This window comes from Streptococcus oralis subsp. tigurinus, from assembly GCF_002093575.1.
Classification (GTDB): domain Bacteria; phylum Bacillota; class Bacilli; order Lactobacillales; family Streptococcaceae; genus Streptococcus; species Streptococcus oralis_CH.
In genome coordinates, this window is sequence record NZ_LNVH01000006.1 from 32,564 (window position 1) to 52,435 (window position 19,872).

Below are 19,872 nucleotides of genomic sequence, written 5' to 3' on the forward strand. Positions count from 1 at the left end.
CATTCTTTCGTCTTCTCCCATCCAGACTATACTGTCGGTTGTGGAATCTCACCACATCAGCTTACGCTCGCGGACTTATTTGGTTAAGATATTTTAGATTTATCTAGGCGTCGCAGTCGAAGATAATACTTAAAGTATATCGAGACAAGACAACGACGAGAAAGCTAAAATAGCTAGTCAAATTTACCGCCGGTCGGGAATCTCACCCTGCCCTGAAGACCCTTTAATCATAACAAAAAACGCTTTCAAGTGCAAGCATTTTGTTCATTTTCATTTTTTATTTCAATTTATCCACTCCATAGGTGTGAACGAGCTCTAAACCAGCAAAATTCTGCTGACGAAGAGCCTCGTAGACAATCATGCAGACGGTATTCGAAACATTGAGGCTACGAACATGTTCATCATTCATAGGAATACGGAGAGCCTTTTCGGGATGGTCTCGCATAAAGTCCTCAGGCAAGCCCTTGTCTTCACGTCCAAAGAGAAAATAATGGTCTTCGTCCGTCGATAAATCTGCTTCAGAATAGACCTTTTCCGCAAATTTCGAAATCAGATAGAGTTTTCCCTTCATCTGAGACATGAAATCTTCCAAACTGTCATAAAAATAAATCTCAAGCTTATCCCAGTAATCCAAACCAGCTCGCTTCATCTTGCGATCATCAATAGGAAATCCCATCGGTTTGATGATGTGAAGGGGAGAATTGGTCGCAGCGCAAGTACGTGCGATATTGCCTGTATTTTGTGGAATCTGAGGTTCAAATAATACAATGTGATTTGTCATGACTTGCTTCCTTTCACCATTGCAAAAAAATAGCCACACTGCCCGGAGTCAAGCTCAGCAAACAGCGTGGTTAAGGCATCGTTAACTTACCTCACAACAGGTTTGAAGTAAATCAGCGAAGCTACTTTCCTAGTATAACACTTTCAGAATCATTGTCAATAGAAACGACTTGATTTTTTTACTTTTTTTGATAATATTTCCATACTTAGTCATTCTTTTTCTGAGAAAGGATATTAAATGAGCGAAATCACTTCATATAATAGACATTTCTATGAAAGGTGAGCAATTTTATCTTTGAAAACTTACAAAAAGTCTTTTCTTATCCTCTAAAATGGCTTGGCAAGTGCATTTTTTGCGAAAAAAGGGTATGATAGTTACATCATGAAAAAGTAGGGTTTTTATATGAAAATTGTCCTTGTTGGTGGAGGGAAAGTCGGTTTCGCCCTCTGTCGTTCACTGGTTGCAGAAAAACACGACGTTGTCCTCATCGAACAAGATGAGGCTGTTCTCGATCATATTGTCAGTCGCTTTGATATCATGGGACTCCTTGGAAATGGAGCAGACTTTGCTATCTTAGAGCAAGCCGGCGTTCAAGAGTGTGATATCTTTATCGCTCTAACGGAACACGATGAAGTGAATATGATTTCAGCAGTACTTGCTAAAAAGATGGGCGCTAAAGAAACCATCGTTCGAGTGCGAAATCCTGAATACTCCAATGCCTATTTCAAAGAGAAAAATATTCTTGGATTCTCACTTATCGTTAACCCAGAACTCCTAGCCGCCCGTGCTATCTCAAATATCATTGATTTCCCGAATGCACTCTCAGTTGAGCGGTTCTCAGGGGGACGGGTCAACCTAATGGAGTTTGTTGTCAAAGATTCCAGTGGTCTCTGTCAAATGCCAATCTCAGATTTTCGTAAAAAATTTGGCAATATCATTGTCTGCGCTATGGAACGAGACCATCAACTTATGATTCCGAGTGGTGATATTACTATTCAGGATAGAGATAGAATTTTTGTTACTGGGAATCGTGTGGATATGATGCTCTTCCATAACTATTTCAAATCACGTGCAGTGAAAAGCTTGCTCATCGTTGGTGCTGGAAAAATTGCTTATTACCTACTTGGCATTTTAAAAGATAGCCGTATTGACACTAAAGTTATCGAGATTAATCCTGAAAGAGCTCGTCTCTTCAGTGAAAAATTTCCAAATCTCTATATCGTACAGGGAGATGGAACTGCCAAAGATATCTTGCTTGAGGAAAGTGCTCCCAACTATGATGCAGTTGCAACTTTGACTGGGGTTGATGAGGAAAACATCATTACCTCTATGTTCTTAGACCGTGTTGGTGTTCATAAGAATATCACCAAGGTGAATCGCACTAGCCTTTTAGAGATTATCCATGCACCTGATTTTTCAAGTATCATCACACCCAAAAGCATTGCAGTGGATACCATTATGCACTTTATCCGTGGTCGAGTAAACGCCCAATACTCAGACCTTCAAGCCATGCACCATCTAGCAAACGGTCAAATTGAAACTCTTCAATTCCAAATCAAGGAAGCTAATAAAATGACTGCCAAACCTCTTTCACAGTTGAAACTGAAGAAAGGGGTTCTTATCGCAGCCATTATCCGAAAAGGAAAAACAATCTTCCCTACTGGAGAGGACAGACTTGAGGTAGGAGATCAGTTGCTCGTGACGACTTTACTACCAAATATCACCAAGATTTATGATCTGATTGAGAGGTAAAAGATGAATAAAAGTATGATTCGTTACCTCCTCTCAAAACTTCTCTTGATTGAGGCGATTCTCCTCCTAGTGCCCGTTAGCGTAGCAACCTATTATCAAGAATCCAGCCAAGTATTTACAGCACTCTTTACAACAATTGGAATTTTAATACTTCTTGGTAGCTTGGGAATTTTACGGAAACCCAAAAATCAGCGAATTTATACTAAGGAGGGAGTCTTAATCGTCGCCCTCTGTTGGATTCTATGGTCTTTCTTTGGAGCGCTTCCCTTTGTCTTTTCAGGACAAATCCCAAGTCTCATTGATGCCTTCTTTGAAATCAGTTCTGGTTTTACAACTACAGGAGCGACCATTCTGACAGATGTTTCCGTTCTCACTCGTTCCCTCCTCTTCTGGCGAAGTTTCACCCACTTGATTGGAGGGATGGGGGTACTCGTCTTCGCGCTTGCCATTATGGACAATGCCAAGAATAGTCACTTAGAGGTGATGAAGGCTGAGGTCCCTGGGCCTGTCTTCGGTAAGGTTGTATCCAAACTGAAAAATACCGCCCAGATTCTCTATCTGCTTTATTTAGGGCTCTTCTCACTTTTTGTAGTCATCTACTATCTAGCTGGCATGCCTCTATTTGATAGCTTTGTCATTGCTATGGGAACGGCAGGAACCGGAGGCTTCACCGTCTATAACGACGGAATTGCCCACTACGGCAGCTCACTCATCACCTATCTCGTCAGTATCGGAGTTCTGGTTTTTGGGGTCAACTTTAATCTCTACTACTACCTCATGCTCCGTCGAGTTAAGGCTTTCTTTGGTGATGAAGAACTTCGCACGTATGTAATCATTGTCCTAGTTTCTACCGGCTTGATTACTCTCAATACGCTCCATCTCTACCAAGGTGTCTCTCAGAGCTTTGAAATGGTCCTCTTCCAGGTGTCTAATATCATCACAACAACTGGTTTTGGTTATGGAGATATCACCAACTGGCCCCTCTTCTCCCAATTTATCCTCCTCTTCCTCATGGGAATCGGCGGCTCTGCTGGATCAACCGCAGGTGGACTCAAAGTTATCAGAGGGCTCATCCTTTCAAAAATTGCAAAAAATCAGATCTTGTCCATCTTATCTCCTCATCGCGTATTGACTCTACATGTCAATAAAACTGTGATTGATAAGGATACTCAGCACAAGGTCCTAAAATATTTTGTCATTTATGTGATGATTTTACTGTCACTTATCTTCATTGTCAGTCTAGATAGCAATGATTTTCTAGTTGTTACCAGTGCTGTCTTCAGTTGTTTCAATAACATCGGACCTATTCTAGGTACAACTTCTAGTTTTGCTATCTTTAGTCCCATCTCTAAAATCCTTCTCTCATTTGCAATGATTGCAGGTCGTCTAGAGATTTATCCCATTTTGCTTCTCTTTATGAAACGAACTTGGTCTAAACGCTAATGATAATACACCCCCCCCTTTACTAGCTAGTAAAGGGGGAGTTTTTCTATTAAAAATGAGAAGACCTTTCGGTCCTCTCCTAATCTGTTTATTTTTTAAGTGCTTCTTTGTAGCGAGCAACTTCCGCTTGATTAGCCCAAACATAGTGACCTGGACGAATTTCCACCATAGATGGTTTGTCTGTCTCATAGTCATGTTGGCTAGGATCATAGACTTTCAATACCTTCTTACGTTCCAAGATTGGATCTGGAATCGGTACAGCAGATAGAAGTGCTTGAGTGTACGGATGAACCGGATTGTTAAACAACTCCTCTGTCTCTGCTACTTCAACGATAACACCCTTATAGATAACTGCGATACGATCTGAGATAAAGCGAACAACTGACAAGTCATGCGCGATAAAGAGATAGGTCAAGCCCAATTCTTTTTGAAACTTCTTGAGCAAGTTCAAGACTTGCGCACGAACAGACACGTCCAAGGCTGAAATCGGCTCATCCGCAATAACGAAATCAGGTTCCATCACAAGAGCACGAGCAATCCCAATACGTTGACGTTGACCACCAGAAAACTCGTGTGGGTAACGGGTCAAGTGCTCTTTCAAAAGACCGACTTCATGAATCATCTTTTGAACTTTTTCTTTTCGCTCTTCTTCGTCTTTGAACAAGTGGTAGTTGTAAAGACCTTCAGAGATGATATAGTCAACTGTCGCACGTTCATTTAAGCTGGCTGCAGGGTCTTGGAAAATCATCTGGATACGGCGGATCAACTCTGAAGATTCCTTATGAGATTTTTTCCCATTGATCTTATGACCGTCAAAGATGATTTCACCTTTACTGGTATTATTCAAACCAATAATGGCACGACCAATCGTCGTTTTCCCACTACCAGATTCACCAACGAGAGAGAAAGTTTCTCCCTTGTTGATAAAGAAGTTAGCGTTTTTAACGGCAACAAACTTCTTACTTCCTTCACCGAAGGAAATTTCTAAATCTTTAATTTCTACTAATTTTTCAGACATTTCCTTCCTCCTAGTCTTCTAGATGAGCAAAGCCCATTTTATCACGAATTTTATCATGTAAATCTGCGATGATTTCTGGTTTTTCAACCTTAGGAGCATTCTCATGAAGCAACCAAGTCTTAGCCCAGTGGGTATCAGTGACTGAAAACTGAGGTGCTTTCTGTTCAAAGTCAATTTGCATCGCATAATCTGAACGAAGGGCAAAGGCATCACCTTTCAACTCCGTATAAAGAGACGGTGGTGTTCCTGGGATAGAGTACAATTCCCCTTTATCATCAGCAAGCTGTGGTAAGCTAGACAAGAGACTCCAAGTGTATGGATGACGTGGGTCGTAGAAGACTTCCTCAACCGTTCCATATTCTACAATTTCACCAGCATACATAACCGCTACCTTATCCGCAATACTTGCTACCACACCAAGGTCATGGGTGATAAAGATAATGGTGAAGTGGTACTCATCTTGCAAAGTTTTAAGCAAATCAATGATTTGCGCTTGAATGGTTACATCAAGGGCCGTCGTTGGCTCATCACAGATCAAAATATCTGGGCGACAAGCAAGGGCAATCGCAATAACGATACGTTGGCGCATCCCTCCAGAATATTGGAAAGGATACTCGTCAAAACGTTTTTCAGCGTCTGGAATTCCGACCTTGTTCATATAGTCGATTGCCATTTCTTTGGCTTCCTTAGCTGTTTTCCCTTGGTGTTTAACGATAACTTCTGTGATTTGGCTACCGATTGTATTAATTGGATCCAAACTTGTCATTGGGTCTTGGAAGATGGTTGCAATTTTAGCACCACGGATTTTCTCCCATTCTTTGTTCGAAGTCAAGGCTGTCAAGTCTTGTCCACGATAATCGATGCTTCCTTGGGCAATGCGCCCATTATCTTCCAACATCCCTGTAAAGGTTTTTGTTAATACAGATTTACCAGAACCAGACTCACCTACCAAGGCAAGAACTTCTCCTTCAATCAGTTCTAGAGAAACGCCTCTGATAGCTGTTAGAACTTTGTCACGAACGTCAAATTCCACGACGATATCGCGAGCAGTCAAAATTACATTACTTTCTTTTGTCATGTCTACTCCTATCTATGTGTACGTGGATCACTAGCATCCGCTAAGTTCTGACCAACAACGAATAGAGATAGGGATACCAAAATCAAGGTTGTCAATGGAATCCAGAACAAGTACGCGTTGGTCGTAACGTTTTGTGAGTAATCTGAGATCAAACGTCCCAAACTTGGCACTGTTACAGGCAATCCCAATCCAAAGAAGGAAAGGAAAGCCTCATAAGAGATAAAGCTTGGCAACATCAAGGTCATCGTAGAAACAATAACAGATACCAATTGTGGCATGATATTTTTCACGATGATTTTAAAGGTTGGTGTTCCAAGTGTTTGAGAAGCAAGGTTGTATTCCAAGTCACGGTAACGCATGATTTGAATACGAATTGAATAAGCAATACCAATCCAAGTCGTCACACTCATAGCGAAGATCAAATTCCAGAAACCAGCACCAATTGAGTAAGTCAAGACGATAACAATCAAGAGAGATGGAATGTTTGAAATAATGTTATAAACTTCCATCATGACGCGGTCAACAGATTTTGAAATCCCCCAAATTCCACCAACAATAACCCCAATCACAAGATTGATAAAAGTAGCAATTACAGAAATGAGGATAGAATTACGCGCACCAAACCAAACGCCATCAAACAAGGATTTACCATTGCTATCAGTACCAAACCAGTGTTCGGCATTGGGCTTAATAAAACGAGCGCTAAAGTCATTAACCTTACTTACATCGTTAAAGTCAAAGTCTGAAAACATCGGATAGATAAAACTCATCAAAATAATAGCTACCAATATTCCCAACATAATGACTGTTGATTTTTTCTTTAAAAACTGTCTAAATACAGAACCCCAGTATGAATAGGCAGGAGCATCAATCGTTTCAGAGGCAAAATCATCACGTTTTACGAACTGAAATTTTTCTTTATCAATTGTTGACATTATTTGCCTCCTTTCTCTGTCAATTTAATACGTGGGTCAAGCATAGTCATCCAGATATCTCCTACAAAGAGTGAGAAGATAGAAATACATGTAAAGATGAAGACGAGACCAACTACCATTGAGTTATTTGATGCCTTAACAGAGTCAATCAACATTTTACCCATACCTGGGAAGGCGAAGACTGTTTCTGTCAATGTTGCACCACCAATAACCCCGATTACGGCACCTGGAATACCTGAAACCAAAGGAACCATGGCATTTTTAAAGACGTGTTTATTTGAGATTTCTTTTTCAGATAAACCTTTTGCACGAGCAAAACGGACAAAGTCCTGAGATTGCAAGTCAATCATATAACGACGAATCCAGATTGCTGTACTTGGTGCTCCCAGCAAACCTAGAATGACTGCTGGCAAGACATAGGAGCGCCAATCTCCAGCCCCCAAGATAGGGAATGAGTCTGGCAGACCAATAGATGATCCAATCAAGCGAACGATATAAACCAAAGCAATCGTTGGAAGTGCAAGCAAGAAGGTTAGAGCACCTGTTGAGAAGCTATCAATCCAAGTATTCTTGTGGCGAGCCATAGCAGATCCAAGAGGAATGGCAATCGCATAAGAAATAATCAAACCAATCAAACCAGCAACAGCTGAGCTTGCAATCATAGATGGATATTGGTAGTTACTTTCTGTAGCTGTATATGGATCGTCTTTACCATAGTTAGCTATTTCACGCGCATCTGCTTGACTTGGAGATTTGTAGGTACGAGAGTAAATATCTACAGACGAAGTCTTTTTACCAGTAGGGAATTGAACTTCTGATGTCTTAGTTTGTCCTTGACCCTGTGTGATAACTTGAAGCACTGGCGTGTTCGCATAAGTTGGGTAAGAGTCACCCAAGTTAATGTTCACAAAGTTTTGGTGTACAAACGGGAATTGATTGTTGAAATACAAAAGGTATTTATGTTTGGTACCTGAACCAACCAATGACCAACCGATAGCAGGGTCATTTTCAAAACGAAGATAACGTTCCAAGTTTGGATTTTCAGGGTCTTGAATCTTGTTTGTATGATCAATATCAAGTAAGTTCGCATAGAATTTGAAAACACGTTCAAAAATCGGAATTTCACGCGTAGCATAGAACTGACCACTCTCTGAAAAGACACCTAACGTCCAACCATTACCGAGTTGGTTGATGTATTTTTCGTAGATTGCCTTATTGGTATCATTGGCATCTACTGTTACAGATGAGTCCATTGTGCTAGCTTTTTCTTGTAGCTCCTTGGTATCGTAGTACTCGATATAGCCCATACGTTCATAAACGGTATTCTCATAATTATCCCGCTTATCTGGAGTCGTTGCAATCTTGTTGTAGTTGGTATCCTGCTTGAAAATCAGTTTCCGAGGAACCATCGTATAGATAATCGTGTAGGTCAAGGTTGTCACCAAGAAAATAGACAACAATGAGCGCAAGACACGCATAAAAATATATTTTTTCATATCGTTTCCTTTTAAAATCCCAAAAGAACCTTCTCCTCATGGAGAGAAAGTTCTCTTGAGAGTTATTTATTTAACGTGATTCGTCAATTCTTTTTGAACTTTTTCGTTTGATTCTTTTTTCTCTTTGAGCCATTTCTCACGAGCTTGTTCGTAATCAGCTTTCGTTACAACCTTGTCTTGCAACTGAATATACTTGAAGTATACATCTGAGCTCTTATCTCCAGATTGGCTGTATGATGCTGTGAATGGTACAACACGAGAAATGAATGGTGCAGCACCACTTGATGACATAGCTGGCAAGAAGAGTGAGCTATCTGTCAACCAAGCTTGAGCAGCTGCGTATTTTTCATAACGAGCGTTCAAATCGTCAGTTTCTTTAGCAGCTTCATCAACTAACTTATCATATTCTTTCAAACCAACTTGTGCAGCTGCTGCATTTGCTGGATCGTCGTAACCCATGTATGTTTTTGTTTGCTCGCTATTAGTTGTTTTTAAGATATCAAGGTAAGTTGATGGATCTTCGTAGTCTGGATTCCATCCAACTGCTCCTGAGAGATCCCAATCTTCTGCCGCAGCGCTTGCTGCATAGTAGGTGATATTGTTCAACTCATCTTTAGAAACTTGTTGGATATCAATCACTACATTATCTTCACCAAGTACTTTTTCAACTGATTGTTTAAAGGATTGAATACGAGCGATATAGCTCTTAGCAGTTTGGTCTACTGGAATATCCAAGTGGATAGGGAATTTTGCACCTTCTGCTTCCAATGCAGTTTTGGCTTTGGCAAATTCAGCTTTGGCTTTGTCGGAGTTGAAGAGTCCATCTTGACCATCAGCAAAGTTTACGTTCTTCCACTCATCACCATAAGCAGCCATCTTATCAGTTACCAAGTCACCGAAAGTTTTTTCACCTGCAGAGACAAACTCTGGTTTCACAAAGAGGTTGCGAACTGCAAGGGGGGCCCCTTCCTTACCATTGATTTGTGCTGAGTAAGAAGTACGGTCAAAGGCAAAGTTCAAGGCCTGACGGAAGTCTTTGTTAAGAAGGGCTTTCTTAGTAGAAGTCTTCTCTTCATCAGTTGTCTTAGAAGTATATTTGTAACCTTGACGGTCAATATTCACACCCAAACCAGCAATACCTGGTCCTGATGGAGTGTAGAAGATATTTTCCTTGTATGTCTCTTCTACTTTAGAATAGTTTGAACTTGTTGGGTAAAGGCGAGCATAGCTATAGGCTCCACTTGTAAAGTTACGCTCAATGGACTCTTGGTCGGACCCATCATAGAAAGCAAGGGTAACTTTATCAAGGTGAACGTTATCCTTATCCCAGTACTGCTCATTCTTAGCAAATTCGATAGAAGATTTAGTAGTCAAACCTTTTAGCAAGAACGGACCATTATAAAGCAATGATGTAGGATCTGTTGCTTTAGCAAAATCTGATCCCTTTGATTTTTCAAAATCTTCGTTCAATGGCCAGAAGATTGAGTAAGCCATCTTAGAGTTCCAATATGGTTCTGGCTGGTTCAAGGTATACTCAAGAGTATAATCATCAACTGCCTTCACACCTACCGTAGAAAAGTCTTTTGAATTTCCAGACAAATAATCAGACAATCCTTTAACAGAAGTTTCTGCTAGATACAGAGCTTCGGATTTCTTATCTGCTGCGTGTTTCAAACCATTTACGAAATCTTTAGCTGTTACTTCAGCGTACTCTTCCCCATCAGATGTCATCCATTTAACACCTTTGCGGATTTTGTAGGTATAAGTCAAACCATCTTTTGAGACTGACCAGTCTTCTGCAACTGCGGGAGTCAAATTCCCATATTTGTCATTTGTGAAGAGACCATCAATACCATTTGAAGTGGCAATCTTAGTACTTTGTTTCCCTGAAATGAGGTAATCCAACGTTTCTGGGTCAGCTGAATAGACATAACCATAATTTTTTGGTGCTGTTGAATCAGATGATTTAGAAGAACCGCAGGCAGCTAGTATGCCAGTCGCTAATAAGGCAACCCCTGCTGCAACCAATACTCTGCTTTTTTTCATGTATATAACTCCTCTTGAAAAATTTAGGCTTATTGGAAATTATAACATATATCTTCTAAAAAGTAAACGAATTTTCAGAATATTTAGGCGTATATCTACAAAAAACTTCTCTTTGTCAGAATTTCCCCATTCTTTATTTGTATTTATAAGAAAAGAAAATTAATTTGTCTAGCTCTGTAAGCTTGATTTTTACAAGTTGCTTTTCCCTTTTTTCTTCACATGACATAATCTATCTTCTTAAATTGGATTTTAGAATAAGAAACTATTGACGGAAAATGATTTTCAAGGTATAATAATAAACGTTGAGGCGGTATAGCCAAGTGGTAAGGCACGGCTCTGCAAAAGCTTGATCGTCGGTTCAAATCCGTCTACCGCCTTTCAGTACCTGAATTAACAGGAATTAACCGAATGAAAAGCCCGTACAATCGGGCTTTTTTGTTATTCCAAATAGATAGGGATAACTGTGTCTACCATATAGATTTACAAAAAGCAGTGACTCAAGTCACTGCTTTATTCTGTTTCTTCTTCAGTCTCTATTTCAGTGATTTGGACTTTTACCTTGGTAACACGTCCGTTTTTCACCTTGTCATTGGTTAGGATGATTTGTTTGTTTTGGCTGACCAATTCATAACTGAGTTTTTCAGTCGTTGGAATCATTCCCACACCCGTCAAATAATAACCGGCGATGGTATCAACATCATCACTTTCCAGTTCCACATCAAAGTAGTCATTAAAATCATTAAGATTCATGGTACCTTGAACGATATAGGTGTCTTCTCCTATTTGATGGACTTCAATTTCAGCCTTGTCAGTCTCATCATCAATCTCACCAACAATTTCTTCTAAGAGGTCTTCCAGAGTTACCAAACCAGCCATTCCACCGTATTCATCTAGTAAGATGGCCATTTGATTTTGGGTATTTCGAAGTTCTTTAAGAAGATCGTCCACAAAGATAGTCTCAGGAACAAACAGTGGCGTTTGGAGAATTCGTTTCCAGACAATATTGTCAAAGCCATCCACAAAAGCGGCATTCAACAAGCGCTTGGTGTGAATCAAACCAATAACATTATCCTTATCCCCATCATAAACAGGGATACGTGAGAAATTTTGCTTTAAAATACTCTCGATAATCGTTTGACTGTCATCCTGAATATCCACCATAAAGGCATCTGTTCGGGGCACCATTACCTCACGAGCCATTAGTTCATCTAAAGAAAAGACTCCCTGTAGCATTTCAATCTCATCTGCATCCAGTGTTTCTTCGCTGTTAGTGAGCATATACTCAATTTCATCACGTGTCATCTTTTCATCAGCATCATCAAAGGTCATTGGCGTCACACGGCTCAATAGATTCGTTGAGGCTGACAAAAGCCAAACAAAGGGACTGACAATTTTCCCCAAACCAATAATGACTGGCGCTGTTCGGATAGCCAAGGTATCTTTCAGATTTAGAGCAATTCTCTTGGGATAAAGTTCCCCAAAAACAATGGAAATATAGGTCAAAAACGCTAAAGATAGAAAACTTGCAATAGCGGAAGCTGTTTCACTGTTCCCTATCCAAGATGCAATTTCGCGTCCTAGAGTCTCCGCTAAACTGGCCCCAGACAAGATGGTAATTAACGTGATACCAACTTGAATCGTTGATAAAAAGTGGTTAGGATTTTCAAGTACCTTTAACAAACGGATGTAGCGTTTGTCTCCCTCTTCTGCCTTTTGTTCTACTCGGGAACGGTTTAGTGACACCATTGCCATCTCAGTGGCTGAGAAAAAAGCATTTAACAAGGTCAAGATAAATAATAATACAAACTGTAGCAACAAATTCTGACTGCTCGGGTCTTCCATAGTCCTTCTCCTAAAATAGTATCTTGTGTTTCATTATATCATAAAATTCTTCAGGATTCACATTATTTTTCATTTAAACAACAACTCCCCTGCCTCTAAAAGACAAAGGAGCTGTTTTATATAGTACCCATTGTTTCTAATCCGTCACTGTCACTTGACCTGTTCGATAGTCAAGCTGGATTCCCTTTTGAACATTGGGAATTAGCACATTGAATTCCAATTCGCCATCTGAAGACTTGGCTTCGATTTGTGAAGCGGATGGAACTAAGTCCTCATTTGTCGCATAGTGGAGCGTCACCCGATAACGGACCCTCTTATTTTGGTCCAAGGCTTTTCTGACCAAACTCTCATAGTAGTTCTGACCTGTCGAATCTTCAGCCTGTGCTTGGTTTGCCCAAGCTGTCTGGACTGCAATGTTCTTGGGATTGCTGGTAGAGGCATCAAAACCATCCAAACCACCTATCAAGGCATAACCCAGCAGGTGTCCTCTATCGACTGCATGTGTATAGGCTCCCTTTAGATTCTTGACCTGATGCCATCCTGATGGCGTCCAGGAGGTTGAGCCGTTGCCTGTTTCTTCACGATTTTTATACTGCCGAGTCGCTTTGGATAAGATGGCATTGGCAACAGTTGGGACTGTTTCTTTTCCAACTGTCTTTGTCTTATTATCCGCATAGGGTTTGCTTGAAACCTTTGCATCTAGATTGGTTTTATTGCCATTGACAACAAAAGCCCCTGCTCCATTCCACTCGAGATCCCCCTTGATTTGGTTCTTAATTGACTCAGTTAAGACACTTTCAGCCAGCTCCTGACTGGGAGCTTCTGAAGCTTGCTTTTTCTGACTAACCTTAGTTCTAGGGGTGTTTGGCGCTGTCTGCATCTGCTTGATATAGTAGCTTCCAGCAGCCAAGAGTAAGAATAGAAGTAACCCTATCAAAGTCTGTCTTGTTTTTTTGTTCATTTTTCTCCTTGTTTCTTTAGAAAAAGACTGGTCTCCCAGTCTAATTTCCTGTAAATTTGCTAATCAATTCCTGCCACTTTGCCGGAGACAATATTGCCCATGGATCCTGTCCCTTTCCTAGGATGCCATAGCCTACCATCAAGCCGATTCCTAAAGCAAGGAAACCTATCAAGAGAACAATAAAAATCAACAGTAGGCGGCGGAGTACATAGCGTAAGTTTTTATTCTTCTTCATCATTTGCCTCAATTCGCTGAATCTTCGCTCCTAGCTGAGCCAATTTCTCATGGAAGCGGTAATAACCTCTATCAAGGTGGACTAATTTACCGACAACTGTTTCTCCCTGCGCCACCAAACCTGTCAAAATCAAAGCAGCACTAGCGCGAAGGTCCGTTGATAGAACTTCTGCCCCCTGTAAAGCCTGTCCCCCTACAATACGAGCTGTATCACGGATAATCTCTGAATGCAAGCCCATACGGCTCATTTCCTCCAAGTGTTGGAAGCGATTCTCAAACACCGTTTCTACCATGGTGGATTCCCCTTTTGCAACTGTCATCAGAGCTGTAAATTGTGCCTGCATATCTGTTGGAAATCCTGGATGTGGTAAGGTTTTTACATGAACAGCCTTGAGATTTTCAAGTCGAGAACGAACACGAATACCTTCAGATTCCTCTGTCACTTCAACACCCATCTCAAGTAGTTTTGAAATCAAGGGACGATTATGCTCCCATACTGCATCACGAACGAGAACATCCCCACCTGTCATAGCTGCAGCCACCATAAAGGTTCCAGCTTCAATACGGTCCTGTACTACAGTATGAGTCGTACCATGGAGGTTCTCGACACCAGTCACTGTGATTGTTTCGGTACCAGCTCCCTTGACCTTGGCTCCCATTTCATTAAGGAAGATAGCGAGATCAACAATTTCTGGCTCACGCGCAGCATTTTCAATCACTGTCACACCATCAGCTAGAGTTGCTGCCATCATGAGGTTTTGTGTTGCGCCGACACTAGGGAAGTCCATATAGATATGAGCGCCATGCAAGTGGTCTGCCTTGGCTTCGATGTAACCAGCTGTCTGGGTAATCTTTGCCCCCATAGCTTCCAAACCTTTGAGGTGAAGGTCGATGGGACGACTCCCGATGGTACATCCCCCTGGCATAGAAACTTTGGCATGGCCTACACGAGCAAGGATTGGTCCCAAGACAACGATGGATGCACGCATCTTGCTGACATACTTGTATGGAGCTTCCTCAGTGATATCACCAGTCGCATCGACCTCGACAACATGAGCTTCCTCATCAAAGTCCACCTTGGCATTCAGACCTCGAACCACTTGATTCATGGTGAAAACATCTGACAAGATTGGGACGTTCTGCAAGACTGTCTTCCCCTTGCTTGCTAGAATAGTCGCTGCCAACAAGGGCAAGACTGCATTCTTTGCTCCCTCGATCGTCACACTCCCGACCAGACGATTATCTCCGCCTTGAACCACAATTTTTTCCATAGTTGTTTCCTTTACTTTTGATTTTATAATAGTCCTCTAAGCGCTTCTTGCCACAGTTGGTACAAACTGATAAAGAATGAACTCAAGATGTAGCCCATCACAATACTAAAGAAGCCGACCAACAAACGAACCTTTTTTGTGTTAGTAGCGGTCACTTTTAAAACCTTTTCCCATCTCACAAGATCCTTCAAAAGGTAAAAACTCAAATAAATAAAGAGTAGGTGACTACTTAGAGTGAATAATAATTGAACCATTTGACTATTATACCATCTTATCGGCTTGCGCGCTAGTTTTCAATTTTTCTACGAATTAGGGATTGTTTTTAAGGTAATCAATCGCATCCTGCAAGGTCTTAACCGGAACGATTTTCATCTCTGTTTTGATCGTTTTAGCAGCTTCTAGGGCTGTTTCATAGTTGCTTTTCGCATTGGGATCTGCTTTTTTTGCTTCCTCAGTGACTGGATTGTCAGGAGCAAAAAAGATGTTGGCTCCCTGACGAGAGGCTGCAATCACTTTTTTGTCAATTCCACCAATATCGCCAACATTTCCATCACGATCAATAGTTCCCGTTCCCGCAACGACGCGGCCATTACGAAGTCCTGGATCTGCTATCTGGGTGTAAATAGCTAGACTAAACATGAGACCGGCACTTGGCCCCCCGATACCAGCTGTTGAAAAACGAATCGGAACATCACTGGTCACTTCCGTACGGTCAATCAAACCAATCCCAATCCCGTTTTTTCCGTTTTCAAGAGTAATAATTTTACCTTCTGCAGACTTGACTTTTCCGTCTTCTTCATAGGTTACCTTGACCGTGTCCCCTAATTGTTGAGAATTGACATAGTCGACCAAATCTTTGGAACTGTCAAACGTTTTGTCATTAACAGCCGTCACGGTATCTGCAATGTTCAGAATGCCCTTAAAAGTTGAATTGTCAGTCACGGTCAAGACATAGACTCCCAGATACTTGAGTTCGATATCCTTTCCAGCCGTCTTCAGTCCTTGATACTTGGCCATGTTTTGGGATGTTTGCATGTAGAACTGATTAATCCGCATAAACTCTGCATCAGTAGAGCCACCCGTAGTCTCCTTAGTACTTCTAATATCCGTAAAGGGTGTTAACCAAGCATAGACAAGATGTGATAGGGTTGCGTGTCGAATACCGACTGTTACAAACTGGTAAGCTCCTGCTTCTGTATCTTCTGTTTCATTGACTTTTAAAACTTGACGAATATCTTCCGCTCCACCTGGAACTTCTATGTAGTAGGGTAAAGGTACTACAAAGGCTAAAAAAGTCACTACTAGTGCTAGGATGACATATAAGGGCCATCTAGTTTTTTTCTTCATGTTCTAATTCCTCCACAACACTGTTTGGGACATATTGCTGAATCTCCTGACCAAACTTCAGAAGTTCTCTCACGGCCGAAGAGCTGATATAAAGATGCTCTAGGCGGCTATATAGGTAAATGGTTTCGATTTCTGGAGCCAGTTGATGATTGTAGTAATCAAAACTAGACTCGTATTGCAAGTCGGTGGCATTCCGCAAGCCACGGACAAGGGTTTTAGCCCCCAGTCTTCTTGCAACATCGACGACTAGTTGGTCATGAGAAGCCAGCACCTCTACATTATCTAAATGCGCCACCGCTTTTTCGACTGCCCGTTTGCGGTTTTCAACAGGGAGAAAACCTTGTTTGTGGGGATTGTAGAACACCCCGACATAGAGCTTATCAAAGAGTCTGCTGGCGCGTTCAATGATATCCAGATGTCCATTTGTCATCGGATCAAATGAACCTGTAAATAATCCAATTTTATCTGACATAGACTGTCACCTTACTAATCCCATATATTTTTTCCTTCCAGATGCCGAGGCAGGCAATTTCTTCTGGAAGTTCTACAGACTTATCGGTTTCGCAGACAACCATGATTTCTTCGGAAAATAGGTTTCTTTCTGCCATTTTCTCGATATCTGCAACGATTTGTTCCTTGGCATAGGGAGGGTCTAAAAAGACCAGGTCAAAGGGACCTGTCACCTGCTCCAAGGCCCGTTCAGCCTCCATCTTTAAGAGCTGAAATTTGGAAACTTCCTTGGTCATTTGGATATTTGCAGCGACGATAGCTTGTGCCCTTCTATCCCGTTCCACTAAGACAGCATGGGACATCCCTCTTGACACAGCTTCAATAGACAGACCACCACTGCCAGCATAGAGATCCAAGACACGACCGCCCTCAAAATAGGGACCTATCATGTTAAAGATAGCTCCACGCACCTTATCTGATGTCGGCCTCGTCGTCTTGCCTTCTAGCGTCTTGAGGGGACGCCCTCCGTAGATTCCTGATACGATTTTCATACCGTTTATTATACCAAATTATAGGCAAAAAGAGAAAGAAAACCGAACCTTGCGGTTCGATTCTCTACAAAATATTTTCGTACGTATCGCGGACTTCTTGAGGCCAGACACTGGTCTGAACTTCTCCAATGTGTTTCTTGCGAAGTAAGAACATGGCCATCCGAGACTGTCCGATACCCCCACCGATTGTCAGTGGGAAAAGACCGTTAAGCAGGGCTTTATGCCATTCCAGCTCAAGACGATCTTCGTCTCCTGTAAGAGCCACTTGGCGACGAAGGGTGTCCTCGTCTACCCGAATCCCCATAGAAGAAAGTTCAAAGGCACAACCAAGAGATTCGTTCCAAACTAGAATATCGCCATTCAACCCTTTGTAGCCATTTTCAGACTCTGTTGTCCAGTCATCGTAGTCAGGTGCACGGCCGTCATGAGGTTTGCCATCAGGCAACTCGCCACCAATACCAATCAAGAAGATAGCACCAAACTCTTTACAGATCGCATTTTCACGCTCTTTCGGTGTCAAATCTGGATAGCGTTCCACCAACTCTTCTGTATGGATGAAAGTGATTTGTTTTGGCAAGATGGATTCGATATCGTAGCGTGCTTCTACGGCTAGCTCTGTCAGACGAATAGCCTTGTAAATCTTCTCGACGGTTTCTTTGAGATAAGCGATATTGCGTTGACCATTTGGAATCACTTTTTCCCAGTCCCACTGGTCCACATAAACTGAGTGAGTCGCATCAAGTGAATCTTCGTCTGGACGAAGGGCCTTCATATGAACAAATAGGCCTTCACCTTCTCCAAAACCAAAACGAGCTAAGGTGTGGCGTTTCCATTTGGCTAGTGAGTGAACGACTTCATAAGTTTCATCTGGAATCTGCAAGACCTTTACGGATACTGGATGTTCGACACCGGACAAGTTGTCCTGCATCCCATCACCAACCTTGCTCAAGATGGGACCTTGAACTTCAACAACTTCTAACTTATCTTTCAAATACTGGGTAAAGGTGTTTTTGACAAAGGAAATCTCTTCTTGCTGATGAATAAAACTTTTCTTCATAAACGGCTCCTCAAAAATTAGTTAAAAGCATTATACACCTATTTCCAAGAAAAGAAAAGAGTAAATGAGAAAAAGTCAGTGCTCTTTCGAACACTGACTCTGTCATTCATTAATCGTTTCGACCAAAGATTCGTAAGATGCTAAGGAAGAGGTTGATAAAGTCTAGGTAGATGCTGAGTGCCATTGAGATGACCCAACCTGTCGCTACTTGTCCTCGTGACTGCTCATAAACATAGCGAATCTTTTGGTTGTCCCAAGCAATCAAACCTGAGAAGACCAAGACCATGGCAATACTAATCATGTAGTCAAAAAAGCTATTAGCTAAAAATAGATTCACAACCATGGCAATGATGAGGCCGACAAGCGCCGCCATCAAAGCTCGTCCCATGCCACTCAAATCTTTCTTGCTGAAAATTCCGATCACCGCCATGACAAAAAAGAGAAGGGCACTGGATATAAAGGCTGATAAGACGGTCCCAGGTGTATAGAAGGCTACGACAAAACTGAGCGTAAATCCATTTAAAACAGAATAAACTAAAAATACTGGGAGAGCTGCTGGGCTGTTCTTCGCAGCCATGCTACTTGCAACAAAGACTAGAGCAAGTTCTGCAAAAGTTGCAATCATCAACCAGAGACGACCATGCATTAAAAAGTAAATCAACTGGGACTGAAAAACTGTCAACATCAAAGCTGACACGAGAGCTGATAGACCAATCCCAAGTCCTACAAAGGCATAAACCTTTGCGTAAAATTGATTGAGACCTGAACGTTCTTGAATAATTGTTTGATTCATTCTGATTCTCCTTTTTCTATAAATATGTCTTGATTATAACAAAGATTTTATAAATTAGCTAAAATAAAACATCAATATACCTGCTGCAACTGCCACGTTGAGACTTTCTGCTCGACCTTTCATGCCAATATGAACCAGCTGATCAGCACTCTCAGCCATGACAGAACTAATCCCCTGTCCTTCATTTCCCATGACTAAAGCAAAGTTTTCTAAGGGAGAAAGCTCATGATAATCCTTGGAATCTTTAGATAAGGTCGTTGCCAGAATGGGCAAGTTGCTCTTCTTTGCCTCTTCTACAAAGGAAGCAAGAGACATCCGATAGATGGGCAAGTGAAAATGACTTCCTTGCATGGAACGCAGAGTTTTGAGACTGTAGATATCTGCTGACTTATCAGAAACAATAACCCCTGTAAAACCTGCGGCATCCGCCGTCCGAATCATGGTGCCCACATTCCCTGGATCTTGGACATCTTCTAAAAATAGAAACTTACCCTGATGGAGATCAGGCAGTCCTATTTCCTCTTTTTGAATCACTGCAACAATCCCTTGAGGAGTTTGCGTATCTGCCAAGTCCCGTAAAATCTCCTCTGAAACCCAGATAGTTTGAGGAAAAGCGGCTAACTGGTCTCGGTAACTTTCTAGGGCAAAGATCTTTTCAATTGTTACTCCAGCTTGAACAGCTTCTTCAAACAAGTGCCAGCCCTCAATCAAATAAGCAGACCTTCGATATTTTTTTTGATGTAATTTCTTGGCATTTTTTACCACAGAATTGGCTTTTGAGGTTATAATAGTCATAGAAATATTATAACACAATCAA

Annotated in this window: 19 protein-coding genes, 1 tRNA gene and 1 riboswitch; of the genes, 3 read left to right on the top strand and 17 right to left on the bottom strand. The window is 41.5% G+C overall.

Features of this window, described 5'->3' with window-relative positions; genetic code table 11:
- Nucleotides 1-5 precede the first annotated feature (5 nt).
- A riboswitch (FMN riboswitch) is annotated at nt 6-224 on the bottom strand.
- A gap of 53 nt (nt 225-277) precedes the next feature.
- Complete coding sequence (locus tag ATE37_RS08110) at nt 278-781, bottom strand: tRNA (cytidine(34)-2'-O)-methyltransferase (RefSeq protein ID WP_084868664.1); 504 nt, start codon at nt 779-781, stop codon at nt 278-280.
- A gap of 402 nt (nt 782-1,183) precedes the next feature.
- On the opposite strand from ATE37_RS08110, the gene trkA reads away from it, so the two are divergent.
- Together trkA and ATE37_RS08120 are read left to right on the top strand one after the other, a co-directional pair.
- Nucleotides 1,184-2,533, top strand: a complete 1,350-nt coding sequence (trkA, locus tag ATE37_RS08115) for a Trk system potassium transporter TrkA (protein ID WP_000706803.1) — start codon at nt 1,184-1,186, stop codon at nt 2,531-2,533.
- Nucleotides 2,534-2,536: 3 nt separating this feature from the next.
- Nucleotides 2,537-3,976: a TrkH family potassium uptake protein gene (locus ATE37_RS08120; protein ID WP_084868665.1), complete on the top strand. Its 1,440-nt coding sequence runs from the start codon at nt 2,537-2,539 to the stop codon at nt 3,974-3,976.
- Between the two features lie 88 nt (nt 3,977-4,064).
- Here the strand turns inward: ATE37_RS08120 and ATE37_RS08125 are convergent, their stop codons facing one another.
- The 5 genes from ATE37_RS08125 to ATE37_RS08145 all read right to left on the bottom strand — a co-directional run bounded on the left by ATE37_RS08125 (nt 4,065) and on the right by ATE37_RS08145 (nt 10,549).
- Nucleotides 4,065-4,994: an ATP-binding cassette domain-containing protein gene (locus tag ATE37_RS08125; protein WP_001291314.1), complete on the bottom strand. Its 930-nt coding sequence runs from the start codon at nt 4,992-4,994 to the stop codon at nt 4,065-4,067.
- Nucleotides 4,995-5,004: 10 nt separating this feature from the next.
- Nucleotides 5,005-6,072, bottom strand: coding sequence for an ABC transporter ATP-binding protein (locus ATE37_RS08130; protein ID WP_000159802.1), 1,068 nt, complete (start codon nt 6,070-6,072; stop codon nt 5,005-5,007).
- Between the two features lie 8 nt (nt 6,073-6,080).
- The gene (gene oppC / locus ATE37_RS08135) at nt 6,081-7,007 is read right to left on the bottom strand and encodes an oligopeptide ABC transporter permease OppC (protein WP_000103693.1); all 927 of its coding nucleotides are present in this window, start codon (nt 7,005-7,007) and stop codon (nt 6,081-6,083) included.
- The gene (locus ATE37_RS08140; protein ID WP_000759886.1) at nt 7,007-8,503 is read right to left on the bottom strand and encodes an ABC transporter permease; all 1,497 of its coding nucleotides are present in this window, start codon (nt 8,501-8,503) and stop codon (nt 7,007-7,009) included. The genes oppC and ATE37_RS08140 overlap by 1 nt, the downstream gene beginning before the upstream one ends.
- Before the next feature lie 66 nt (nt 8,504-8,569).
- Nucleotides 8,570-10,549, bottom strand: a complete 1,980-nt coding sequence (locus ATE37_RS08145) for a peptide ABC transporter substrate-binding protein (RefSeq protein WP_084868666.1) — start codon at nt 10,547-10,549, stop codon at nt 8,570-8,572.
- A gap of 306 nt (nt 10,550-10,855) precedes the next feature.
- Between ATE37_RS08145 and ATE37_RS08150 the strand changes: the two genes are divergently transcribed.
- A tRNA-Cys gene (locus tag ATE37_RS08150) sits at nt 10,856-10,926 on the top strand.
- Nucleotides 10,927-11,059: 133 nt separating this feature from the next.
- Here ATE37_RS08150 and ATE37_RS08155 read toward each other — a convergent pair.
- From ATE37_RS08155 to ATE37_RS08205, 11 genes are all read right to left on the bottom strand, one after another.
- Complete coding sequence (locus ATE37_RS08155; protein ID WP_000390018.1) at nt 11,060-12,391, bottom strand: hemolysin family protein; 1,332 nt, start codon at nt 12,389-12,391, stop codon at nt 11,060-11,062.
- Between the two features lie 136 nt (nt 12,392-12,527).
- Complete coding sequence (locus ATE37_RS08160; protein WP_084868667.1) at nt 12,528-13,352, bottom strand: DNA/RNA non-specific endonuclease; 825 nt, start codon at nt 13,350-13,352, stop codon at nt 12,528-12,530.
- Between the two features lie 40 nt (nt 13,353-13,392).
- Nucleotides 13,393-13,587 (bottom strand): DNA-directed RNA polymerase subunit beta, encoded by a 195-nt coding sequence (locus ATE37_RS08165; RefSeq protein WP_061415718.1) that lies wholly within the window; start codon nt 13,585-13,587, stop codon nt 13,393-13,395.
- Nucleotides 13,574-14,857, bottom strand: a complete 1,284-nt coding sequence (murA, locus tag ATE37_RS08170; protein WP_084868668.1) for a UDP-N-acetylglucosamine 1-carboxyvinyltransferase — start codon at nt 14,855-14,857, stop codon at nt 13,574-13,576. Before murA ends, ATE37_RS08165 begins: the two co-directional genes overlap by 14 nt.
- 23 nt (nt 14,858-14,880) lie before the next feature.
- Nucleotides 14,881-15,111 carry a DUF1146 family protein gene (locus tag ATE37_RS08175; protein ID WP_080568240.1) on the bottom strand — a complete coding sequence of 77 codons (231 nt, stop codon included), beginning with the start codon at nt 15,109-15,111 and terminating at the stop codon, nt 14,881-14,883.
- Between the two features lie 55 nt (nt 15,112-15,166).
- Entirely contained in the window at nt 15,167-16,204 is a 1,038-nt protein-coding gene (locus ATE37_RS08180; RefSeq protein WP_084868669.1) for a SepM family pheromone-processing serine protease, read from the bottom strand.
- Nucleotides 16,188-16,676 carry a pantetheine-phosphate adenylyltransferase gene (coaD, locus tag ATE37_RS08185; RefSeq protein WP_084868670.1) on the bottom strand — a complete coding sequence of 163 codons (489 nt, stop codon included), beginning with the start codon at nt 16,674-16,676 and terminating at the stop codon, nt 16,188-16,190. Before coaD ends, ATE37_RS08180 begins: the two co-directional genes overlap by 17 nt.
- The gene (rsmD, locus tag ATE37_RS08190; RefSeq protein WP_000706949.1) at nt 16,666-17,205 is read right to left on the bottom strand and encodes a 16S rRNA (guanine(966)-N(2))-methyltransferase RsmD; all 540 of its coding nucleotides are present in this window, start codon (nt 17,203-17,205) and stop codon (nt 16,666-16,668) included. Before rsmD ends, coaD begins: the two co-directional genes overlap by 11 nt.
- 64 nt (nt 17,206-17,269) lie before the next feature.
- Nucleotides 17,270-18,262 (bottom strand): aspartate--ammonia ligase, encoded by a 993-nt coding sequence (gene asnA, locus ATE37_RS08195; protein WP_084868671.1) that lies wholly within the window; start codon nt 18,260-18,262, stop codon nt 17,270-17,272.
- A 109-nt stretch (nt 18,263-18,371) separates the two neighbouring features.
- Complete coding sequence (locus ATE37_RS08200) at nt 18,372-19,055, bottom strand: Bax inhibitor-1/YccA family protein (RefSeq protein ID WP_084868672.1); 684 nt, start codon at nt 19,053-19,055, stop codon at nt 18,372-18,374.
- A 54-nt stretch (nt 19,056-19,109) separates the two neighbouring features.
- Nucleotides 19,110-19,850: a TrmH family RNA methyltransferase gene (locus ATE37_RS08205; RefSeq protein ID WP_084868673.1), complete on the bottom strand. Its 741-nt coding sequence runs from the start codon at nt 19,848-19,850 to the stop codon at nt 19,110-19,112.
- Nucleotides 19,851-19,872 lie beyond the last annotated feature (22 nt).